General features: G+C 42.5%; 19 protein-coding genes and 2 tRNA genes. 12 read left to right on the plus strand and 9 right to left on the minus strand.

The features are described 5' to 3' along the window. The first annotated feature begins 112 nt into the window (after positions 1-112). The 4 genes from bchB to JUI58_RS24030 are packed head-to-tail and all read left to right on the plus strand — an operon-like array spanning position 113 to position 5,459. Positions 113-1,639 (plus strand): ferredoxin:protochlorophyllide reductase (ATP-dependent) subunit B, encoded by a 1,527-nt coding sequence (gene bchB, locus JUI58_RS24015; protein WP_204106386.1) that lies wholly within the window; start codon positions 113-115, stop codon positions 1,637-1,639. Between the two features lie 55 nt (positions 1,640-1,694). Next, positions 1,695-2,705 (plus strand): glycosyltransferase family 4 protein, encoded by a 1,011-nt coding sequence (locus JUI58_RS24020; protein WP_204106387.1) that lies wholly within the window; start codon positions 1,695-1,697, stop codon positions 2,703-2,705. Continuing rightward, the gene (locus tag JUI58_RS24025; protein ID WP_204106388.1) at positions 2,702-4,234 is read left to right on the plus strand and encodes a hypothetical protein; all 1,533 of its coding nucleotides are present in this window, start codon (positions 2,702-2,704) and stop codon (positions 4,232-4,234) included. Before JUI58_RS24020 ends, JUI58_RS24025 begins: the two co-directional genes overlap by 4 nt. Then, on the plus strand, positions 4,221-5,459 hold the full coding sequence (locus tag JUI58_RS24030; protein WP_204106389.1) for a glycosyltransferase family 4 protein: 1,239 nt from the start codon (positions 4,221-4,223) through the stop codon (positions 5,457-5,459). The genes JUI58_RS24025 and JUI58_RS24030 overlap by 14 nt, the downstream gene beginning before the upstream one ends. Positions 5,460-5,468: 9 nt before the next feature. Here JUI58_RS24030 and JUI58_RS24035 read toward each other — a convergent pair whose 3' ends face one another. From JUI58_RS24035 to JUI58_RS24045, 3 genes are all read right to left on the minus strand, one after another. Continuing rightward, a complete protein-coding gene (locus tag JUI58_RS24035) occupies positions 5,469-6,005 on the minus strand; it encodes a CPBP family intramembrane glutamic endopeptidase (protein ID WP_204106411.1) in 537 nt (178 codons plus the stop codon). Positions 6,006-6,085: 80 nt separating this feature from the next. Continuing rightward, positions 6,086-7,138 (minus strand): DUF3326 domain-containing protein, encoded by a 1,053-nt coding sequence (locus JUI58_RS24040; protein WP_348539966.1) that lies wholly within the window; start codon positions 7,136-7,138, stop codon positions 6,086-6,088. Positions 7,139-7,185: 47 nt separating this feature from the next. Beyond that, positions 7,186-8,565: an MATE family efflux transporter gene (locus JUI58_RS24045; RefSeq protein WP_204106391.1), complete on the minus strand. Its 1,380-nt coding sequence runs from the start codon at positions 8,563-8,565 to the stop codon at positions 7,186-7,188. Between the two features lie 95 nt (positions 8,566-8,660). On the opposite strand from JUI58_RS24045, the gene JUI58_RS24050 reads away from it, so the two are divergent. After that, positions 8,661-9,275: a phytanoyl-CoA dioxygenase family protein gene (locus tag JUI58_RS24050; RefSeq protein WP_204106392.1), complete on the plus strand. Its 615-nt coding sequence runs from the start codon at positions 8,661-8,663 to the stop codon at positions 9,273-9,275. An 8-nt stretch (positions 9,276-9,283) separates the two neighbouring features. Here JUI58_RS24050 and JUI58_RS24055 read toward each other — a convergent pair whose 3' ends face one another. Together JUI58_RS24055 and JUI58_RS24060 are read right to left on the minus strand one after the other, a co-directional pair. Beyond that, positions 9,284-10,057: a GNAT family N-acetyltransferase gene (locus JUI58_RS24055; protein WP_204106393.1), complete on the minus strand. Its 774-nt coding sequence runs from the start codon at positions 10,055-10,057 to the stop codon at positions 9,284-9,286. 42 nt (positions 10,058-10,099) lie between these two features. After that, positions 10,100-10,921, minus strand: coding sequence for a YqcI/YcgG family protein (locus JUI58_RS24060; protein WP_204106394.1), 822 nt, complete (start codon positions 10,919-10,921; stop codon positions 10,100-10,102). Between the two features lie 188 nt (positions 10,922-11,109). Here JUI58_RS24060 and JUI58_RS24065 point away from each other — a divergent pair, with 188 nt between their 5' ends. From JUI58_RS24065 to JUI58_RS24075, 3 genes are read left to right on the plus strand one after another with little or no spacing between them, the layout of a single operon-like run. After that, on the plus strand, positions 11,110-12,075 hold the full coding sequence (locus tag JUI58_RS24065; RefSeq protein WP_204106395.1) for an arginine deiminase-related protein: 966 nt from the start codon (positions 11,110-11,112) through the stop codon (positions 12,073-12,075). 2 nt (positions 12,076-12,077) lie between these two features. Further along, positions 12,078-12,263: a hypothetical protein gene (locus JUI58_RS24070; protein WP_204106396.1), complete on the plus strand. Its 186-nt coding sequence runs from the start codon at positions 12,078-12,080 to the stop codon at positions 12,261-12,263. Positions 12,264-12,267: 4 nt separating this feature from the next. Beyond that, positions 12,268-13,710 (plus strand): aminotransferase class I/II-fold pyridoxal phosphate-dependent enzyme, encoded by a 1,443-nt coding sequence (locus JUI58_RS24075; protein WP_204106397.1) that lies wholly within the window; start codon positions 12,268-12,270, stop codon positions 13,708-13,710. A gap of 83 nt (positions 13,711-13,793) precedes the next feature. Here JUI58_RS24075 and JUI58_RS24080 read toward each other — a convergent pair whose 3' ends face one another. Continuing rightward, positions 13,794-14,024, minus strand: a complete 231-nt coding sequence (locus JUI58_RS24080; RefSeq protein WP_204106398.1) for a hypothetical protein — start codon at positions 14,022-14,024, stop codon at positions 13,794-13,796. A gap of 237 nt (positions 14,025-14,261) precedes the next feature. Then, complete coding sequence (locus JUI58_RS24085) at positions 14,262-15,200, minus strand: DUF1194 domain-containing protein (RefSeq protein WP_204106399.1); 939 nt, start codon at positions 15,198-15,200, stop codon at positions 14,262-14,264. A gap of 228 nt (positions 15,201-15,428) precedes the next feature. Here JUI58_RS24085 and JUI58_RS24090 point away from each other — a divergent pair, with 228 nt between their 5' ends. After that, positions 15,429-16,508, plus strand: a complete 1,080-nt coding sequence (locus JUI58_RS24090; protein WP_348539965.1) for a Gfo/Idh/MocA family oxidoreductase — start codon at positions 15,429-15,431, stop codon at positions 16,506-16,508. On the opposite strand, the gene JUI58_RS24095 is transcribed toward JUI58_RS24090, so the two are convergent. Further along, on the minus strand, positions 16,505-17,482 hold the full coding sequence (locus JUI58_RS24095) for an SGNH/GDSL hydrolase family protein (protein WP_204106400.1): 978 nt from the start codon (positions 17,480-17,482) through the stop codon (positions 16,505-16,507). The genes JUI58_RS24090 and JUI58_RS24095 overlap by 4 nt on opposite strands. 101 nt (positions 17,483-17,583) lie before the next feature. Between JUI58_RS24095 and JUI58_RS24100 the strand changes: the two genes are divergently transcribed. From JUI58_RS24100 to JUI58_RS24110, 3 genes are all read left to right on the plus strand, one after another. After that, positions 17,584-17,721 (plus strand): hypothetical protein, encoded by a 138-nt coding sequence (locus tag JUI58_RS24100; RefSeq protein WP_204106401.1) that lies wholly within the window; start codon positions 17,584-17,586, stop codon positions 17,719-17,721. 219 nt (positions 17,722-17,940) lie between these two features. Then, positions 17,941-18,025: transfer RNA gene (locus tag JUI58_RS24105), tRNA-Tyr, on the plus strand. Positions 18,026-18,085: 60 nt separating this feature from the next. Then, positions 18,086-18,157 (plus strand) — tRNA-Thr (locus JUI58_RS24110). A gap of 181 nt (positions 18,158-18,338) precedes the next feature. Here the strand turns inward: JUI58_RS24110 and glgB are convergent. Beyond that, the gene (glgB, locus tag JUI58_RS24115) at positions 18,339-20,654 is read right to left on the minus strand and encodes a 1,4-alpha-glucan branching enzyme (protein ID WP_204106402.1); all 2,316 of its coding nucleotides are present in this window, start codon (positions 20,652-20,654) and stop codon (positions 18,339-18,341) included. Positions 20,655-20,762: the final 108 nt, after the last annotated feature.

Raw genomic sequence — 20,762 nt, forward strand, 5'->3', positions numbered from 1 at the left:
ATAAAGAGAATAGGTCAAAAACTGCGATCGCCCAAATTTCTGAGACAATGCTCTAGCAACGAAAAGACAAACATTACGAAATCTTACAATTACTTGCTGGAGGCAATCTTTTATGAAACTGGCTTATTGGATGTATGCAGGACCCGCGCACATTGGCACCTTACGCATTGCTAGTTCCTTTAAAAATGTTCATGCGATCATGCACGCACCTTTGGGGGATGATTATTTCAACGTCATGCGATCGATGTTGGAACGAGAACGAGAGTTTACCCCAGTGACCATCAGTGTTGTCGATCGCAATGTTTTAGCGCGAGGTTCTCAAGAAAAGGTCGTTGATAATATTACCCGCAAAGATCGGGAAGAAACCCCGGATTTAATTGTGCTTACTCCTACCTGTACTTCGAGTATTTTGCAAGAAGATTTACAAAACTTTGTCGAACGCGCTCAATTAGACTCGAAAGGCGATGTGATGCTGGCAGATGTCAATCACTATCGAGTCAATGAATTGCAAGCTGGCGATCGCACTCTGCAACAAATTGTTGAATTTTACATTAATAAAGCGCGGAAAAAAGGCGAACTTCCTGAAGGTAAAACAGAGAAACCATCGGTTAATATTATCGGTGTTTCTACCCTTGGTTTCCACAACCAACATGACTGCAAGGAATTGAAACGTTTGATGACAGATTTGGGAATTGAAGTCAATGCAGTGATTCCTGAAGGTGCCAGTGTTAATGAGCTTAAAAACCTGTCGAAAGCGTGGTTTAATCTCGCTCCTTATCGGGAATTGGGCATGATGACGGTAGAATATTTGCAAAAGGAATTTGATATGCCTTATGTTGATATTACACCGATGGGAGTTGTTGAAACTGCTCGCTGTATTCGCCAAATTCAAAAAATTCTCAACGCACAAGGTGCGAATATTGATTACGAAAGTTTTATCGATAATCAAACTCGTTATGTGTCTCAAGCAGCATGGTTTTCTCGTTCTATTGACTGTCAGAATTTAACGGGTAAAAAAGCTGTAGTTTTTGGGGATAATACTCATGCAGCAGCCATGACCAAAATTCTAGCACGAGAAATGGGCATTCATGTGGTTCTGGCGGGAACTTATTGCAAGTATGATGCAGACTGGTTCAAGGAACAAGTTAGCGAATATTGCGATGAAGTTTTGATTAGTAACGACAATGGAGAAATTGGGGATGCGATCGCGCGGATCGAACCTTCTGCTATCTTTGGAACTCAGATGGAACGGCACGTAGGTAAGCGTTTAAATATCCCTTGTGGGGTCATTGCGGCACCGATTCACATCCAAAATTTCCCCATTGGTTATAGTCCATTTATGGGCTATGAAGGCACAAATCAAATTGCTGATTTGGTCTATAATTCCTTTACTTTGGGTATGGAAGATCACCTCTTAGAAATCTTTGGTGGTCATGATACTAAGGAAGTAATTACAAAAGGAATTTCTGCGGATTCTGATCTTAATTGGAGTAAAGAAGCGAAAGGAGAATTGAACAAGATTCCAGGTTTTGTGCGCGGAAAAGTGAAGCGAAATACCGAGAAATTTGCTCGCGATCGCGATATTGGTGAAATCACTTTAGAGGTTATGTATGCAGCAAAAGAAGCTGTAGGTGCATAATCTTTAAGGAGAGTAGTTCAAGCTACTCTCCTTAAAAATTCTTAGCAGAAATCTAATGAAAATTTTAATTTATTCTCCCTTATTTTATCCCAGTGTAGGGGGTGTGGAAAGCGTGACGGAAATGCTGGCGACAGAATGGGTACAATTAGGACAAGAAGTTAAATTAATTTCTCAAACCCCCGATCGCGAACAAAAAATCTTTCCTTTTGAAATCTTGCGTCAGCCTAGTAGCAAACAACAATTAGAATTAATGCGGTGGTGCGATATTTACCTGCAAAGCTGTATTAGCCTCAAAGGACTATGGTTAGAGTTGCGACAACCCAAACCCCTCGTTTTTATCCATCATACTTGGTATAATCGCCCCGATGGGAGTATTGTTGTAGCCGATCGCCTTAAACTCTGGGTGACTCGTTTTGCAACTAATATTTGCGTTAGCGAGGCGATCGCCTCTCATCTTCCCGTCTCTTCCACCGTTATTCATAACCCTTATCGAGACGACATTTTCCGAGAAATGCCGGAAATTAAGCGGGAGAAAGAATTGATTTTTGTGGGAAGATTAGTTTCAGATAAAGGGGTCGATCTTCTCCTCGATTCTCTCTTCGCTCTCAAGCAACAAGGACTCGTTCCCCATCTTACCATTATTGGCGCAGGAGCAGACCAAGAACAATTGCAACAACAAGTAAAACGATTAAAAATTGCTTCACAAGTGCAGTTTTTGGGGCTTTGTTCCCCTTCCGAAGTGGCAAAAACTCTCAATTCTCATCAATTTCTCGTCATCCCTTCCCGTTGGCAAGAACCCTTTGGTATTGTAGCCTTAGAAGGTATTGCTTGTGGTTGTGTTATTGTCGGTTCTCAAGGAGGAGGTTTAAAAGACGCGATCGCCGATTGTGGAGAGACTTTTCCTAATGGCGATCGCGGTAAATTAACGAAAATATTAGCGGAATTCTTGACAAATCCTGATAAAATTGCTAAGTACAGAAGCAATGCAAAACCACATTTACAACTCCATCAAAAAAACATCGTGGCGCAAAAATACTTACAGAGACTTGAGGCGATTCTCCTGTGAAAATTACGCTTGGGTTACTAATTACTGTATTGCTCCTTTATTTATCGCTACAATATAATTATATTTCTTGGGGAAACTCGAATCCAGTCAATGAATATGGAATTTATGGCGAACTATTAACAGACGAGGGAGGGTTATTCTTGATCAAAGTTCTGGTTGGATTAATCATTTTATCTACAATTATCTACGCTTCTTTTCGAGATTGGCGCAGATCGGTTAAAGCCGTTTTCTTGATTATCGTCATTGATGGGGCAGTTCGTAAATGGGTTTTACCCCAAGCAAGTGAATTTATTTATTTTTTCAAAGATTTTGTTTTACTAGGTGCGTATCTTCGTTATTATTTCTTTCCTCAAGGCGAACCAAGATTTCCCATTAGAAATAATTTTACGAATATTGCCATTATTCTTGCCTCGGGTTGGTGTACTTTTCAAGCATTTAATCCCAATCTTGGTTCTCCCATTATCGGAATTTTAGGATTAAAATCCTATCTTTTCTATACACCTCTGATCTGGATGATGCCGAGTTTATTTCGCTCAGAAGAAGAATTTTTTATCTTTCTTCGCAACCATTTATTTTTATTAATTCCTATTGGAATTTTAGGAATTGTACAGTTTTTTAGCCCTATTAATAGTCCCATCAATCAATATATTCCAGGACGAAATGAACCGATCGCAACTTTTGGGTTTGCAGGAACGCGCAATGTTAGAATTACCGGAACATTTTCTTATCTTAATAGTTATCAAGGTTATCTTTCTGCTTGCATTGGTCTTTTAATTCCTTTATTATCCATTAAACAATCAATCCTTTGGCGAGCATTAACTTATGTACAAATTTTTCTACTAACTTTAAATTGTTTTATGACGGGATCGCGAACACCTGTAATTGCTGCTGTATTATTCATGGCTGGATATTATGGTATTAGAATTTTAAGCAAACCCGAACAAATCTTTCTTTGGTTGGGTCGTTTGCTTCCTTTTTTAGCGATTGCAGCCAGTGTTGCTGTTATTTTATTTCGCCAAGTTCTCGAAGCATTTTGGACTCGTATGAGTTCCAATGCTGATTTAGGCGAACGCATTCGTTTGGGTTTTATTGGACCTTTTGATTTTATCAAATTAACAGATCTCGATGGTTATGGTGCGGGAGCAACTCACGCTGGAGCCGGGTCTTTAAGAACTGTTTTTAGTTTACCTCCTGGCATTCCTCCTCCTATTGATATTGAGCCAGAAATGGGACGAGTTTTGCTCGAATTAGGTCCAATTGGTTTCCTTTTATGGTATGGCATGAGAGTAGGTTTCATTATTACTTTATTTTTAATTTTTACACGATTAAAACGCCCTTTTTTACGAGATTTAGCTTTATCTGGGGTTCTAATTCAATCAATTTTATTTATCAATCAGATGGTCTATCACAATACTTTTGGGCTTTATTATTGGTTATATACGAGTTTTATTTTCCTACTTCCTTGGCTGGAACGGGTTGAAAATTGGCGGGAACAACAGCAAGTTTTACAAGACAATGACGAATCCTAAAATTACCCTAATTCATCCTACAGGGAATCCTTTTGCACGCAATGCGGCGATCGCCCTTTGGGAAATAGATCTGCTTCAGGAAATTATTACTTCTCTAGCTTATAATCCTGATGGGAATTTGGCTCGTATCTTGCAAAAGTTCTTTCCGGCTGGCGATCGCGAGTTGAGACGACGAATTTGGATTCCTCCTCAAAACAGGTTTTTAAAAACCTATCCCCGCGAAGAAATCCTGCGAATTGCTTTACTTCGCACGGGTTTAAACCGTTCTTTGGGGTTAAATTCTCAAAGTCTCGCAGATTGGGTTTATGGCTCCATAGACAGGCGAGTAGCCAGAAAACATCTCAAAGGACTTACAGGAGTTTACGCCTATGAGGATGGGGCTGCTAGTACCTTCTCCGTCGCCAAACAAGAAGGGATTAAATGCTTTTACGATCTACCCATAGTATTTTACCGCCAAAGTCAACAAATTCAACAAGAAGAAGCGGAATTATTTCCCGATCTAGCTGCTTCTTTGCAATCAATTCAAGAACCGGCTGGGAAATTAGAGCGAAAAGAACAGGAAGTTTCCCTCGCTGACCATATTATCGTACCTTCGACCATTGTGGCGCGATCGCTTTTAAATGCAGGAATTAGCAAAGATAAAATCACAGTCATTCCTTTTGGTTCCCCCCACGACTACTTTCAACCCCAACCTAAACAAGATAAACAATTTCGCGCTTTATTTGTGGGACGAGTGGGTGCTAGAAAAGGGGTTCATTATTTATTGCAAGCATGGCAAAAATTAAACCTTCACGATGCAGAATTACTATTAGTGGGAATGAATGAATTTGGCGATCGCTATTTGGGACAATATCAAGAGTATTTTCGCTATATTCCCTCGGTTCCCCATGCAACCTTGAATCAATATTATAGTTCGGCGAGTGTTTTTGTTTTTCCTTCTTTAGTAGAAGGATTAGCATTGGTCTTATTAGAAGCAATGGCTTGCGGAATTCCCATTATTACCACAGAAAATGCAGGAGGATCGGATATTATTACGGATGGAGTAGAAGGGTTTATTATTCCCATTCGCGATGTAGAAGCCATTCAAGAAAAATTAGCTTGGTGTTACTCTCATCCTCAAGAATTAGCAGAAATGGGCAAAGCAGCACGCCAAAAAGCCGAGGAATTAACATGGAAATTATACCGCGATCGCTTATCGAGTTTGGTGTTAAAAGTTATATCTTGAATATAATACTTATGGAGATTCTGGCACTTCCAATGAATTTGCCCATTTCCACCAACATCCAGAAACAAAATTGGTCACTACGTGAGCCACAATAGGAACTAATAAATTTCCGGTGGCGATCGCGCTAAAACCCAATATTACCCCCACGATCGTCGCCCAAATCATGTACGGCCATTGTTGCATCCCGCTTAAATGTAACACCCCAAAGAAAATACTCGATAAAATTACCGCCGCAATATTTAATCCCAAGGCAGGTAATATAACCCCGCGAAACAATAATTCCTCACTCAAACCCGGTAATAATCCCAACCAAATTAAATCCGGCCACATTAACGGCTTAATCACCAACTCTAAATAATAATTAGCACTGCGTCGATAAGCTGGCCAGAGACGATGCACGATCGCGCTGGCGATGGAAATTGCACCCGCCAAACCTAACCCCCATAACACCGCATTGAGGTTAAATTGCAGGGCTAACATTCGCACCGATCCAAGAGACTGCCATACTTTAGCGACAACTAATAAAATAATTGCCGTCACGGCCATTGCAATGAGAACTTGAGTGCGAGTGAGAGGTTCAAATTCAGGAGGTTCGGATTGATTCACGGATTTTATTTTAGGCTATATTAAGAGAGACAACGTAATCTAACGCTATCGGGGCGCAAAGCATCGGGATTGATTCCTCCTCGATAAGCGATCAATACACCCAACGCCTCTAAATAAGAGGGAACGCGAAGAGCTTTGATGCCCAAGGGTTCTGGGGGGACGCGCATCGCAGTTTGGTTATCCTCTACCGCGATCGCCCGAGCTTTGCCTAAACTGAGCATAGCACTTCCCCCGCAAGCATCGGCAGGAAAGACGATCGCATCGACTTCATCCGCCCAAATCTGGGTTGAGGTTTTTGTGTGAGGTTGCGCGATAAATTGAGGGGCGCGGGATAAGCCCACTAAAACACAAGGAAGGAAGGTATAACCCAACTCCTCCGCCGCCGCCCGAGGGGAAACTTGTGGATCTACAGGTAAGGGAGATAAAGCAGGAGCATGGGCGCAAGGAATGCGAAAATTCCTAACAATTAAGTGAGAAATAACAGCTTCCGCTCCGGCAAGAGCATCAATTCCCGAACCGTGTCTGTAGTTTTCTAGGGCTGCGCTGTCGGTTTCTTCGGGAAAACGGGCAACTACGGCGATCGCCTCTGCCCCTCCCTCTTGAATGAGTTTCTCGGCTGCCCTCAATAAACTACCAGGGTTATTTAAAGTCCCCCAACTTGCCCCCGATGAAGCCGATCGCAGTTCTACGCCCAGGGGAGCATCCGTGAGGATATAATCGGTCAAATCTAGTCCTAACGTGGCTCTAGCGGCATCTGCGGCTTGAATGTGGCGCAATCTCAATTCGGGTTCGATCGCGCGATCGAGAAGCAAACCAATGCGATTTTGTCGAACTGGTTGCAGTCCCCATTCCCCCGCAGCAAAGCGATCCAAACCATACCCTTCTACATAAAGCGCATTGGGAAGATTCCAATACATTTGTGCGCCATTAAGAACATTGGGATGGGTAATGAGGCGATCGCAGACCTGAGAAAAGGCTTTAGCAACCGGTAGCGCATCCCCTGCGTAACCGCCAATAGATGCACCGATACCTGTGGGAATGATTAAAACAACAGTAAATGGAGATTGAAGCACGTAAACTTGGGTAAGGGAAATAGTGTCATTCAAGACAGATTATAATACTACCAATTCTCTTTTTGTTTCGGGAGAATCTGGGAAAAACGCCAGATCAGAATACCTGTAGAACTGATTATAGCTAACATCAAAGCCAACCAAACACCGATCGCTCCTTGATGTAAAATAATAGCAATAAAATAACTGCCTCCCAAGCCAATAACCCAGTAAATACTAATATTAATCCACATGGGGATGAGAGTATCTTGCAATCCTTGTAATGCACCGATCGCGAGGAAATGTAATCCATAAATTACTTGAATAAAAGTGGCGATTTTCAATAAAGATAAAGCGATGTTTGTGGCTTCAATATTATCTAGATTGGAGGGATCTAAATAAATGGCAATAATTTGAGGCGCAAAAATCCACAGGGCTAAACTAATAAGACTAGCGATCGCAATATTGAGAAGAAACACGACTAAAAATGTTGTTTTAATTCCTTCAAGATTATGGTTTCCGCGTTGTTGTGCAACCCGAATGGCGGTTGCATGGGAAAATCCGATGGGAATAAGAATTGCGATATCGAGAACGGAAACGGTAATTTCATGCGCCGCTAAATTTTCTGTTCCTAAATATCCCATTAATAAGGCAACAAAAGCAAATATTCCGAACTCCGAACCCAGTTGAATGCCGATCGGAATGCCTAATTTTAAAATTTCCCAAAATGTTGAGCGATCGCTGAACCAAAGCCGATCGAAGAATCGATATTCTCGAAAATCGGGATGAAATTGCAGATACCCAATACCGCTTAAAAACATCAGCCAAAAGACAAAGGTACTTGACCAACCCGCTCCCGCCAATCCTAAAGCAGGAAAGCCAAAATGACCGAACATGAAGGTATAATTAGCCAATCCATTAATAGGAACGGCGATCGCGGCAATAATAGTTAGAAATTGGGGGCGATCGCAAGCGTTTGCAACCTCTTTAATAGCAATAAAACCGAGAGTAGCCGGCAAACCCCAAACAATTGCCCGCAAGTAAATTTCTGCATAATGAGCAATTCTTTCTTCTTGACCCAATAAGGTTAAAATAGAACCAAAATGCCACAGCAATAGCGCGATCGGTACAGCAAAAATGAAACCGATCCAGAGTCCTTGAATGAGTAATGTACGGATTTTTTCAATATTTTTTTGAGTAAAAGCAACTGCCGCGATCGCCCCCAAACCGTAAAATAATCCCGCACTAATGTAAATTAATGTCGCAAAAGTAATGGCTCCTAAACCCCCCGCCGCCAACATCTCAGTCCCTAACCATCCCATCATGATGAGATCGACAAAGGCGATCGCAGTTTCGGCAAATTGAGTCAAAATTAAAGGAATGGCTAAATTAAGCGTGCTTTTAATTTCCGTTCTGAGTTTTAAATAAGTTTTTTCTTGAATAAACTCCATAAAAATTAAATGTATTTTAAGAGATGAAATGAAGGAATAAAATGGGTGCAGTTTATGATAACATATCGGTAGTCATCGCTAAAGAATTTAGGTTAATGGATTCACTAAACCCCACTTTTACTGAAAACGGCTATGCGATCGCAGAAGATATTATCCCTGTCTCCTTGGCTAACGATTTGAGCCGCGAGGCAGAAACAATAGAGACAACCGTACCCGTAGAAGATCCTTTGATTGTGGAAGGTGTTTATTGTGGGGATGAATGGTCAACCTGCGTATGCCAATATCCTGCTTTTCAAAAATTGGCACGATCTCCTTTTCTAATCAATTGCATGGAAGAAATTTTGCAAAGTTCTTGTGACCCTACTCCAGTTTTCTGGTCTCTATTCCGCATCAGTCGGGGACAAGGGGATACCCTCTGGCATCAAGATGCTGATGATAGTCTCTATAAACAGGCAAAGATCGGCATTACAATTTTTCTTTCAGAGAATGAAAAACGTGCCACAATTCTGAAAGTAATCCCCAAAAGCCATCACTGGCCATTTCCTGAAAAAGAACAGATGCACAAAGCTCACTCTAGTGAAACAGAAATCAATATTTCAAGACAAACAATAATGTTTCATAATCCTCTACTTTGGCATACAAGCCTTCTTAACTCCTCGCAGAAGCCTCTTTTATTGCTGATATTCTTTTACAAACTTGCCGAAGAATAGTTGACAATTTATGCGGTTGGATAGCTGATCCAAATATTCGGTTCGATGTAGTATCCTTGGCTTGTTTTGCGATCGATTTCTAGAGGGATGATTCCTCCCGGAATGATGTATTTCCCAGTATCGGGAAAGTGCATTTGGGTTGTTTTCTCCCAATAGGAAATCGGTTCGATAATTTCAGTCGAGCGATCGCATATCCCCAGCAATTTTGCTCCATATTTGAGATTGACTCGTAACCAAGGATCGAACATTAAACCCGCTTCGTTTTTCCACTGAATATAGCGCACGATTGGAGTCAGAGGATATAAATGTTTAAGGGTGGGACGTACTGCCAAAATCAAAGCAGGAAATTGATAAGAGCGAGCCAATTCCTGCATATAATCCAAAAGATACTTGCTCAAACCTCGTCCTCGATATTCGGGAAGAATGGTCAGAGAAACCCCTCCTAAAATTGTTGGTTGAGTGTTGTTTTCTTTTCCCTGCAAACCGGCTGTTAATATCCAATCACACCCAGTATTCGGTAATTCTTCCAAGGAACGATCCCAAGGAATCGGCAAACAACTTCCCTGTGCAACCATCTTTTGACTCTCTGTTTCAACCAAACCAAATTGAAATTCTGGATAGAGGGAATGGAGATCGCGCCATTCTGGGAAATCAATCAGGTCTTCGATTAAAAAACGCGGATAACTGTGCCTTAAAACTGAATTCACCTCTTGAAAAAAGGATTTTTGACTCCGACAGTCGATCCAATGATAGTGAGTATCTGCGTCAATTATTTTCTGCATTTTTGAATTGGCTTATTAAGAGCAGTTTTGTTCCTTTGCGGATTAATGAAATGGACATTCTCCAGGGTTGGAGTTAACGGGATGGTAGCGAAAGGGAAATATACACTCACCATCATTGCGATCGCTAATGACCGTCAGTTTAGCAGACATTAAATCTCGCTCCCATTCCGATTTTTGATGTAAGAGTAAAGGATAGGGAGGAATGCGATCGTATTTTTCCATGCGCTTGTAAATCTTGTGTCGGGGATCTTCTCCCCAACGCTTCCACACCCGTTCAAAAACGTCATCGGGGTTGATTACTGCGATTAAACCGGGGGCTAAGTTACGCGATCGTCGCTCGTGATTGGCTGGGGTACTTATATTCACAAATAAACTCCTTCCTCCCAAACAATAGCGCCATTCGGAATCGTTTGGATCTGTGGGAATCTCTTCAGGCCAAGGAAAGCGATCGCGTCGGTGCAGTTCGTTCAAAAAATCATAGATTTGTTTCGCGTATTGTTCGAGAGAATATTCTTCTGCTTCCCAGGGAAAAAAGATAGCCAAACTCAATAAAAGTGAGTTTTCGTTGATCTCATTTGCTGTTAAATTGCGTTCTTCTTCTAGATAGGCATAAACGGCTTCAAGAATATGATCGAAACTCTCTGAAGTTGTCAAAGAGGGGGCGATCGCATAGCGAATCATCCTTTTTTGTTCGGCTAAAGTACCGAAAAAACAGGGAAAATTATCTTGATGTATTGTTTCGATAAATGCTTCATAACTTTTGTGAACCCAGTCGGGTAATGAGCATTTGTCTGATGCCGATTCCAGTTGTATTTTGTTCCATAGAGGTGTTAACCCGTCTGGAGATAAGCGATCGATAATCATGAGCTTTGATTTAGGTGTCTTTACCTCAGAGAAAATCCTCTCGATTGGGATTTTGCTTTAAAATTAAGATTGTAGCATTCCTCGCCGACGCACATCTAAAAATGAATCCTATTACAATTGACATAGATATTGTAGCTTGATATTATGGAGATGAAGATAAATATCTCAAATTTTTGGATAAGTAACAAATGGTAGTTAATATGGATGCAAATAACTTTTGTATTTCTAATACTCAGCTTCCTTGCTTTTTGATGAGTGTGCCTTTTTTTATGTCTGCCGATGTGATTAATAACAAAATCATGCAAGAAATACTCGATGCCCTCGAGCCAGAAGAACGAACGATAAATATCGATCGCGCACTCTCTCAATTTCAAGAATTATATCGTTTTATTTCTAGCAAAGCTCTAGTTTATTTACTTCCTAGTTATCCCGGACTGCAAGATCAAACCTATGTTGCTAACTTGGGTATTGTTCTTCCCCATTTGACCGAACCTACCGTTGTTATTTCTAATTATTATTCTGAAGTTCGACGCAATGAAAGTGAAGTTGGGCGAGAATTTTTTCAACTGATGAAATTTACCAATGTGATTGACGCACCAGAATATTTTGAAGGAGAAGCAGATTTAAAGTATATTCGCGATAATGTTTATTGTGGTGCCTATGGGCTTCGCACTTCTAAAAATGCTTTAGACTGGTTTGAAAAGTCTTTTGAGATGAAGGTAATACCTATTCTCATGGAAGATCCTTATTTATATCACTTAGATTGTTTGCTATTGCCACTTTCTGAGGATAGCGTATTGGCCTGCACAAAAAAACTCGATCGCGAAACCCAGAAAGAATTAGAAAAATATGTTAAAATTTACGATTTTGACTATAATATTGCTGTTGTTGCTGCCTCAAATGCTTTGGTTTTAGGGAACTATATTCTAGTAGGAACAAATCAGCAAACACTTAATAATAAACAGCATAAAGACCATCAAAAAGAAAAGGATAAACTCGATTTTTTAGAAAAATTGTGTACAAAAATTGATCGAGAACTGGTTATTTTCGATCTCTCAGAATTCGAGAAATCTGGAGCAGCACTCTCTTGCTTAATTATGCACTTAAATCGCAAAAATTACTATAGCGTTTCTCGGTTTGATGAAGTATACTGAAGATGTCAAAAAACAACGAACCGCATCAATCTGAGACCTTTCTAGGTTTTACCACTTATACCTTTTGTGGCAAAACTCAGGATTGTGGGCAACCTGCCTTCGAGGTCTTGGCAAAAGAATTAAACTTTTTAGGAGAGATTGCCGATCGCAATTTTGCAGAGGAAATCAAACAAAATTATCGAGATTGAAAGAATGCCCGATCGCCAAACCCAAACTCCCCTAATCGATGCAATTAAAGCAGTTTCTCATCAATCTTTAGCTATTTTTTACGTTCCAGGACACAAAAGAGGTCAAGGAATATCTTCTCATCTTAAAGATTGGTTGGGAGAAGAACTATTTCGGGCAGATTTGCCAGAATTGCCGGAATTTGGCAGTTTGTTTCCTCCTCAAGGAATCATACGAGAGGCTCAAGAACTGGCAGCAGAGGCATTTGGGGCTAGACAAACCTGGTTTTTAGCCAATGGGTCTACTTCAGGAATTGTTGCAGCAATTCTAGCCACTTGTGGAGACGGAGATAAAATTATCATGCCTCGCAATGTACATAAATCGGCAATTTCGGGGCTGGTTCTTTCCGGTGCAATTCCCATTTTTGTGACCCCAGAATGCGATCGCAATTTAGCAACCAGTATTTCTCCCCAAACCCTCAAAGCTGCATTAAAAGAGCATCCCGACGCGAAAGCTGTAATGGTGGTTTATCCCACCTATCACGGAATTTGCGGGGATTTAGCCGCGATCGCCTCCCTCGTACATGAATATAATATTCCCCTGTTAGTTGATGAAGCACATGGGGCGCATTTTGCCTTCCATCCTAACTTACCCTCGTCGGCACTGTCTTTAGGGGCGGATATTGCCGTACAATCCACCCATAAAACCCTCGGGGCAATGACCCAGGCATCCATGTTACATTTACAGGGCGATCGCATTTCCCCCAATCGCATTACTAATGCTTTGCGTTTGGTTCAGTCTACCAGTCCCAATCATATTTTATTAGCTTCCTTAGATGCTGCCAGGCATCAAATGGCAACCCAAGGAGAAGAATTATTAGAGAGTGCCTTAAACTTAGCCGAAGAGGTACGCGATCGCCTAGCCAAGATTCCCGATCTGGTTGTTTTTGAACCTACCCACGCAACTATCGATCGCACCCGGATCGCGATCGATGCAACGCAATTGGGATTAACGGGTTTTGCTACCGATGAAATCCTATACAATAAATTGGGGGTAACAGCAGAATTACCCGAACTACAATATTTAACCTTCGTGCTTACTTTTGGCAATACGAAAGAAGACTGCGATCGCCTCATCAAAGCCTACCAAATCCTAAACCAAAAGCATCGCCAACCCCCCATCCTCCCCACCTCCTCACACTCCCCCATCCTCCCCATCTCCCCCATCTCCCCTCGAGAGGCATATTTTGCCCCCACAGAAACCGTCGCTTTCGATCGCGCTGGCGATCGCATCAGTGCAGAATTAGTCTGTCCTTATCCTCCTGGTATTCCTTTATTAATGCCAGGGGAAGCAATTTCTCTCTCTGTCCTCGATCGCCTACAACAATTTCGCACTTTAGGGACGACAATTAATATTGAAGGATGCAGCGATCCGACGTTAAAAACATTGAAAGTTATCGCCAATAATTAGAACAAAAAAGATGCAAAAAAAAGGGTGCAAATTTGCACCCTAACTATCATTCGAGATTGAAAGAAATTGAAGATAAATTGAGATTAGGAATTGGCGATCGCCTTGCTACCGTAAGCATCCAAACCATAAGCGGGAACGCGATCGTTATAGTCCGTTTCGCGACCAGTGACGGTTTTCGCTGCAACTTCAAAGCCTGCGGAATTCCAATTCCGTTCGTGGATAGGCTTACTTTGTTCTCCTCGGAAATAAGCCTGGGTTCCTAAAGCGGCTGCAGCAACCCAACCAATGATTAAGAATGCAAATAAAATAGTCATAATGAACTCTCCTTGTAACTGATTGTATAGTTTTGTAACTGGTTATGTAAACTAATGTAACAATTATTTGTGGGATTGTCAAGGGTATGATAAAAAATGCACAAAATCTTGCTGGGACTGGATTAAGCCTTGTAGGGGCGCAATGCTTGCGCCCACAATGCTTGCGCCCACAATGCTTGCGCCCACAATGCTTGCGCCCACAATGCTTGCGCCCACAATGCTTGCGCCCGTATCACTCTAAACGCGATCGCCTTTCTTAAGAAAAGATCCCCCTGCACCCAGTCCCAGTAAGATTAATCCCAATGTCATAGTAGGTTCTGGTACAGATTCTGGGATCGGATCGGGATCGGGTTGAGGATCGGGATCGGGTTGAGGATCGGGATCGGGTTGAGGATCGGGATCGGGTTGAGGATCGGGTTCTGTATTGTTAATTTCCCGTTTAATTTTCGCCTTCACTGCGGTCTCAAAATCGCCAAAATTCGCTGCTGCTTGAATGAATGTGTCCTCGCCACCGATCGCATAATCTTGGAAATAGCCATCAAGATTGCCCACATCTGTTAAAATCGGCAAACCGTTAATTGTAATGCCTTGGGCGATCGCAGCATCTCGCGCCGATGTGACTAAACCGTAACAGTTGGAACTCGTATCGTCATTATAGGTGTAGATGAAATATGTACGAGGCGCACAATAGTCAGTTCCTGCTAAATTGGTGTTTTGGCGACCATCTCCCGAAACATCGATCACTTTGCGATCGCCTTGATAATCATTTGTTAATAGCAAACTCGTTGCAGAATTAATAGCAGCCGCGATATTAGTTGCACCATCGAGAGGGCGACCTGCTGCTTCAATAGCATTAGCAAAAATATTGGCACTAATAGCATCAGTGATATGATACCAACCGATCGCGGCGGCGGTTTGACTTGACCAATATTGCATCGTAACCGCAATTCCTTTTTCCATTGCTGCAATAGTTTCTATCAGTTCGAGATCGCGAAACGCATTTGCATAGCCTTGACGTTGCAAATTAAACTCATTATCGTCAACGCTTCCCGATACATCTACCGAGAGAACTAATTCTGTATTAACTAAGGTAAAAGCAAAAGAAGAAGAAGCGAGAAAAGTATTAGTAGTAATGGCTGCTACGGTTGCGGCCAGACCCGTTAAGATATGTTTCAAGATCATGTTAATCCTCGGTATGAGTGAAAAGTAATTAAATTTGTGGTTAGTTCAATTTTGTCACACTATTCCAATCAAGAGCAAAAATGAGTGACTACCATTTAAAGCACCATTAAAGCCAGAAGTTTTTTATTTCTTCACACTCGATGCTGCTGTGGTACTATCTGGGTGGCTGTGAAAGGGCAAATGCTAGAGACTCAATCCTAATAGCAGAGGAGGCTACATCGAGTGCAAGACAAGAGCGTAGAAGGAAACCAAAATGGGAAAGTATACCGATCCCAACCTCAACCGATCCGCATCGGTGTAGTTGGTGTGGGAAATATGGGACAACATCACACCCGCGTCCTCAGTTTGCTCAAGGATGTAGAACTGGTGGGAGTTTCAGATATTAATGTCGAACGAGGTTTAGATACAGCGAGTAAATATCGCGTTCGCTTTTTTGAGGACTATCAAGCATTACTCCCTCACGTTGATGCGGTTTGCGTAGCAGTACCAACGCGCTTGCACCATCGAGTCGGGATGGAATGCTTGCAAGCCGGGGTTCATATTCTGATTGAGAAACCGATCGCAGCAAGCATTGCGGAGGCTGAATCTTTAGTCAATGCGGCGGCGGAATCCAACTCAATATTACAGGTCGGTCATATCGAACGATTTAATCCTGCCTTTCAAGAATTGAGCAAAGTTCTCAAAACGGAAGAACTGCTGGCGATCGAAGCCGATCGCATGAGTCCCTATTCCGATCGCGCTAATGATGTTTCCGTGGTACTGGATTTAATGATCCACGATATCGATTTATTATTAGAATTAGCCAAGGCTCCAGTTGTCAAATTAACCGCTAGTGGCAGCCGCGTTGCAGATTCCGGTTATCTTGACTATGTGACAGCGACTTTGGGTTTTGCAAACGGGATGATAGCGACACTCACTGCCAGTAAAGTCACCCATCGCAAAATTCGTCGCATTGCTGCCCATTGTAAAAACTCCCTAACGGAAGCAGATTTTCTCAATAATGAGATTTTAATTCATCGGCAAACCACGGCAAATTGTATGACTGATTATGGTCAAGTCCTCTATCGTCAAGATGGTTCCATCGAAAAGGTTTATACCAGTAATATCGAACCCCTTCACGCAGAGTTAGAGCATTTTGTCAACTGCGTGCGCGGAGGAAATCAGCCTTCTGTGGGGGGAGAACAGGCTCTTAAAGCCTTGCGTCTTGCCAGTTCCATCGAACAGATGGCTTTAGATGGCATGGTCTGGCATAACCCCTTGGACTTAGCATCTAATTCTGCTCGATCGCTTCCCGTTTCCTAGTTTGAGGGTATTTCGGAAATAATATCTTCTTCTTTTTCTTTTTCTGGGAGAGGTAAATTGCGGATGGCTTCACACAGCGATCGCGCAATGTATTGATTCCCTTCAGGACTGAGGTGAATGTGGTCGCGATAAAGATTTTTGGAGTTTTCCTGACGATTAAAAAGGGGCAGAAAATCAAGGTAGGGAATATTTTGGCTCTGGGTCAATTCCAGTAGTCTCTGACGTGCCTTTTCTTCGTAATCTCGCGAACCAGGTTGGCCGATTTCCCGTAGAAGAGGGGTAAGGGCGAGGACAAAGTTAGTATTATTTTGGCTTGCGATCGCGGCGATCTCTTCAATGGCATTTAAGTTAATGCCCACGCGATCGCCTCCTTCGTTTTGTAGGGCTTGTAATTCAGGAATGATTTGCGGACGGGAAAGAAAGCGAGAATAGACTTCAATGAGGGCTAAAGGGGGTTTGCTTTCGGGATAGTTGCGATCGCGTCCCACGGGAATTGAAGTGGGAGACGTTCCAAACAGATCGTCTGTATTGAGAAGTAAAACGAGAACCCGCGAACCAAATAAGCCAAATCGTTGCAGGTAAGCAAGTTCATTGCGAGGACCCCAAGAATTGGCCGAAGCATTTAAGACTTCGATTGTTTTCCGGCGATCGCCCCATTGTTGCTGCATTAATTGAGAAATAGTTTGCTCTCGATCCGTCCACCAACCCCCATTGGCTACCGAATCCCCCACAAGCATTATGCGTAGGGTTTCTGGGGCAGGAGTGGGGGTAATTTGGGGAGAACGCATGGAATATTGATTAATTGCAATACGATTGCCCATGCGCCGTAGCCGTTGATTGGGAGAGAGTAGATAACCGATATTCTGATCGGGAATGTAGAGTAAAGGATTGCCGAAACCGAAGAAAAGGCGCAATCCTCCTTCAACAATAACGAATCCCAAGGTTAAGATGGCGATCGCAATAGCAAATTCCAATGAGTACCTCCCGAGGTTAGAGCGAAAATCTTTATAAAGTTTGCAGTCATTCAAGCAAAGAAGTTGTTAGCTTACAAGAGTAGAGTTCTCAAATATAAATAATGTCCGACCTTAATCGCGGCATAATGAAGTTTAAAAATGCCGACAAGCCTATTGTAATTGGGATTTCCGCCTTTCTGGTTTTTGGCAGCATCGCCTTCCTGATTGTGTGGGCTTTAAAAATGGCTTACGTGGTTTAGGCGATCGCCAATTTTGGCTAATTTTGTCGAACTGGAAGAAGTAGGCTTGAAGTACGCTTAGGGGTTCTTGCCCTAGTCCTCGAAAGATATTCTAATTAGGGATCGCGATCGCGTCCCTATTTTATTTTCTGGCGATCGTACCGTCATAAAAAATATAATTATCCCAAACTTACCCTTTTTACAAATTTTCCTGCTATAATAGTTAACCGTGGTATTCCTGGGTCGGTGCCCGAGTGGTTAATGGGGGCGGACTGTAAATCCGCTGGCTACGCCTACGTTGGTTCAAATCCAACTCGGCCCACCACAAAACCTATAGAAATTAATTAGAAATTAATTTTAAAGTTAATTTAAAAAACTATTCATCGCCCTTGTAGCTCAGTGGTAGAGCACACCCTTGGTAAGGGTGAGGTCACGAGTTCAATCCTCGTCAAGGGCTTCCAAATATATCAACCGTTCTAGGGTTTTTGGTATGAATATTTAACAAACTAGCTAAAAACCCGATCGCCCTGACACACAATCTGCATCAATTTTTGCTCATGTACTTATCTTAATCGCCAACAAAAAAAGGGCGGCGATCGCCGCCCTTTTTTTCCTATATCATCCAGATATTAGCTGTTCTAACCCTCCGATTCAACATCAAGAACATTTTGCTTGTTCTGTAATACCTCCGCCGTTTTCTGGCGATCCAACTTCAGGTAAATAACCCCCAAAGGAGGCAAACACAAATCGAGGGAATAAGGCTTATCATGGAACGACCATTCCTCCGCCCATTTTCCACCTAAATTCCCCATATTGCTACCGCCATATTTACCAGCATCGCTATTAAACAACTCCGTATAATACCCTTCCTCATAAACACCAATGCGGTAATGGCTGTGAGGTTGCGGCGTAAAATTACAGACACAAAGAAGATAATCTTCAGGATCGTTACTGCGACGAAGAAAAGAAACCACGCTATGACGGCTATCGCTGCAATCGACCCATTCAAAGCCCTCTTGTTCGTAATCCTTCTGATATAATGCCGGCTGGCTCTTATATATTTCATTCACATCGCTAAAGAACTGCTTCAGCTTCTTGTGATTGTCATATTCCAACAAATGCCAGTCCAGATCCCCCCAAATATTCCACTCTTCCCACTGACCGAACTCCATGCTCATAAACATCGTCTTCTTACCAGGGTGAGCAAACATATAAGAAAACAAAGCGCGGACGTTAGCAAACTTTTGCCACTCATCCCCTGGCATCTTACCCAAGGTACTGCTCTTACAGTGGACGACTTCATCGTGAGATAATGCTAACATATAGTTCTCACTATGATTATACCACATACTAAAAGTGATATTATTCTGATGGAACTGGCGGAACCAGGGATCCATGTTGAAATAATCCAACATATCGTGCATCCACCCCATATTCCATTTCAGATTAAAGCCCAACCCTCCCACATAAGTTGGCCAAGATACCATCGGCCAGTCCGTTGACTCTTCCGCGATGGAAAGAATACCGGGATAATAGCTGTAGAGAACGCTATTGACCTGACAAATAAAATCTCGAGCCTCGAGATGTTCGTGGCCGCCGTATTTATTCGCCGTCCATTCCCCATCTTTACGCAAATAATTCCGATAGAGCATCGAGGCCACCGCATCTACCCGTATTCCATCGATGTGATATTTATCAAACCAAAAGAGAGCATTCGCGACAAGGAAATTGCGAACTTCATTGCGTCCGTAATTAAAAACTAATGTCCCCCATTCCTTATGTTCCCCAATGCGAGAATCTTCATATTCGTAAAGGTGAGTCCCATCAAAAAATGCCAATCCGTGACGGTCTTTGGGGAAGTGACCCGGAACCCAATCCACCAATACCCCAATGCCGTTTTTGTGGCACTCATCCACAAAATACATGAAGTCTTCGGGAGACCCATAACGGGAGGTGGGGGCAAAATATCCCGCTACCTGATAACCCCAGGAGCCATCGTAGGGATGTTCCGCAACGGGAAGTAATTCAATGTGAGTATAGCCCAACTCTTTCACATAGGGAATGAGACGTTGAGCGAGTTCGTAATAGGTTAAGTATCGCGCCCCTTCCTTTTCTTCGTTGGCTTGAATGGAAGGACCCTCACCCCGAAGATATTGAGCGGGATGGTCCATTGCTTCGTGCATCCAAGACCCCAAATGAATTTCATAGACAGAAATCGGTTGGTTGAGGGTATCGGCATTGCGGCGCTTTTCCATCCAGTCTGCATCGGTCCACTGATAAGTCTCTAAATCGGCGATAATGGAAGCCGTGTTTGGTCTGACTTCTTGCCAAAACCCATAGGGATCGCTTTTTTCGTAGATATGTCCGTCCCAGTTTTTGATTTCGTATTTGTAATGTTCGCCAACTTTGAGTTCGGGAATGAATAAGTCCCAGGTTCCGCCATCGAGTTTCCGCATTTGATGGTGGCGACCGTCCCAATTGTTAAAGTCCCCTAAAACCGAAACGTTACGAGCATTTGGAGCCCAGACTGCAAAATAAACCCCTTTAATGCCATTTTGCTCCATAGGATGAGCGCCCATCTTTTCGTAAATGCGGTGATTATTGCCTTCACCAAAGAGATGTAGGTCTAAACTGCTCAGGACGGGAGATTTAAAGGCATAAGGGTCATAAACAACGCGATCGCGTCCTCCTTCACGAATGCGGAGTTGGTAATGATCCAGGGTTTCTCCGTCAATTTTGCACTCGAAAAAGTTGGGGTGATGAACCGACTGCATGAGGTATTCTTGGCGATCGCCTGGACAAATGACCCAGGCTTTTTCGGCATTGGGGAGATAGGCACGAACTACCCAACTTTGGACTTTCCCGTTTTGTTCGAGGGGATGGGGTCCGAGAACTTCAAAGGGGTCGTGATGCTGATTCCAAACGATTTTGTTAACTTGTTCTGGGGCAATCATGTTGGCTTCTATAAATAGGGGCTGTTTATCTTAGAGGAGTAGGTTTGGTCGAGAACGCCGTTTGTTTCGATGTTTATTAATATATTGTAATATTTCGCCATTTGCGAA

It is taken from the genome of Spirulina sp. CCY15215 (assembly GCF_016888125.1).
GTDB lineage: Bacteria > Cyanobacteriota > Cyanobacteriia > Cyanobacteriales > Spirulinaceae > CCY15215.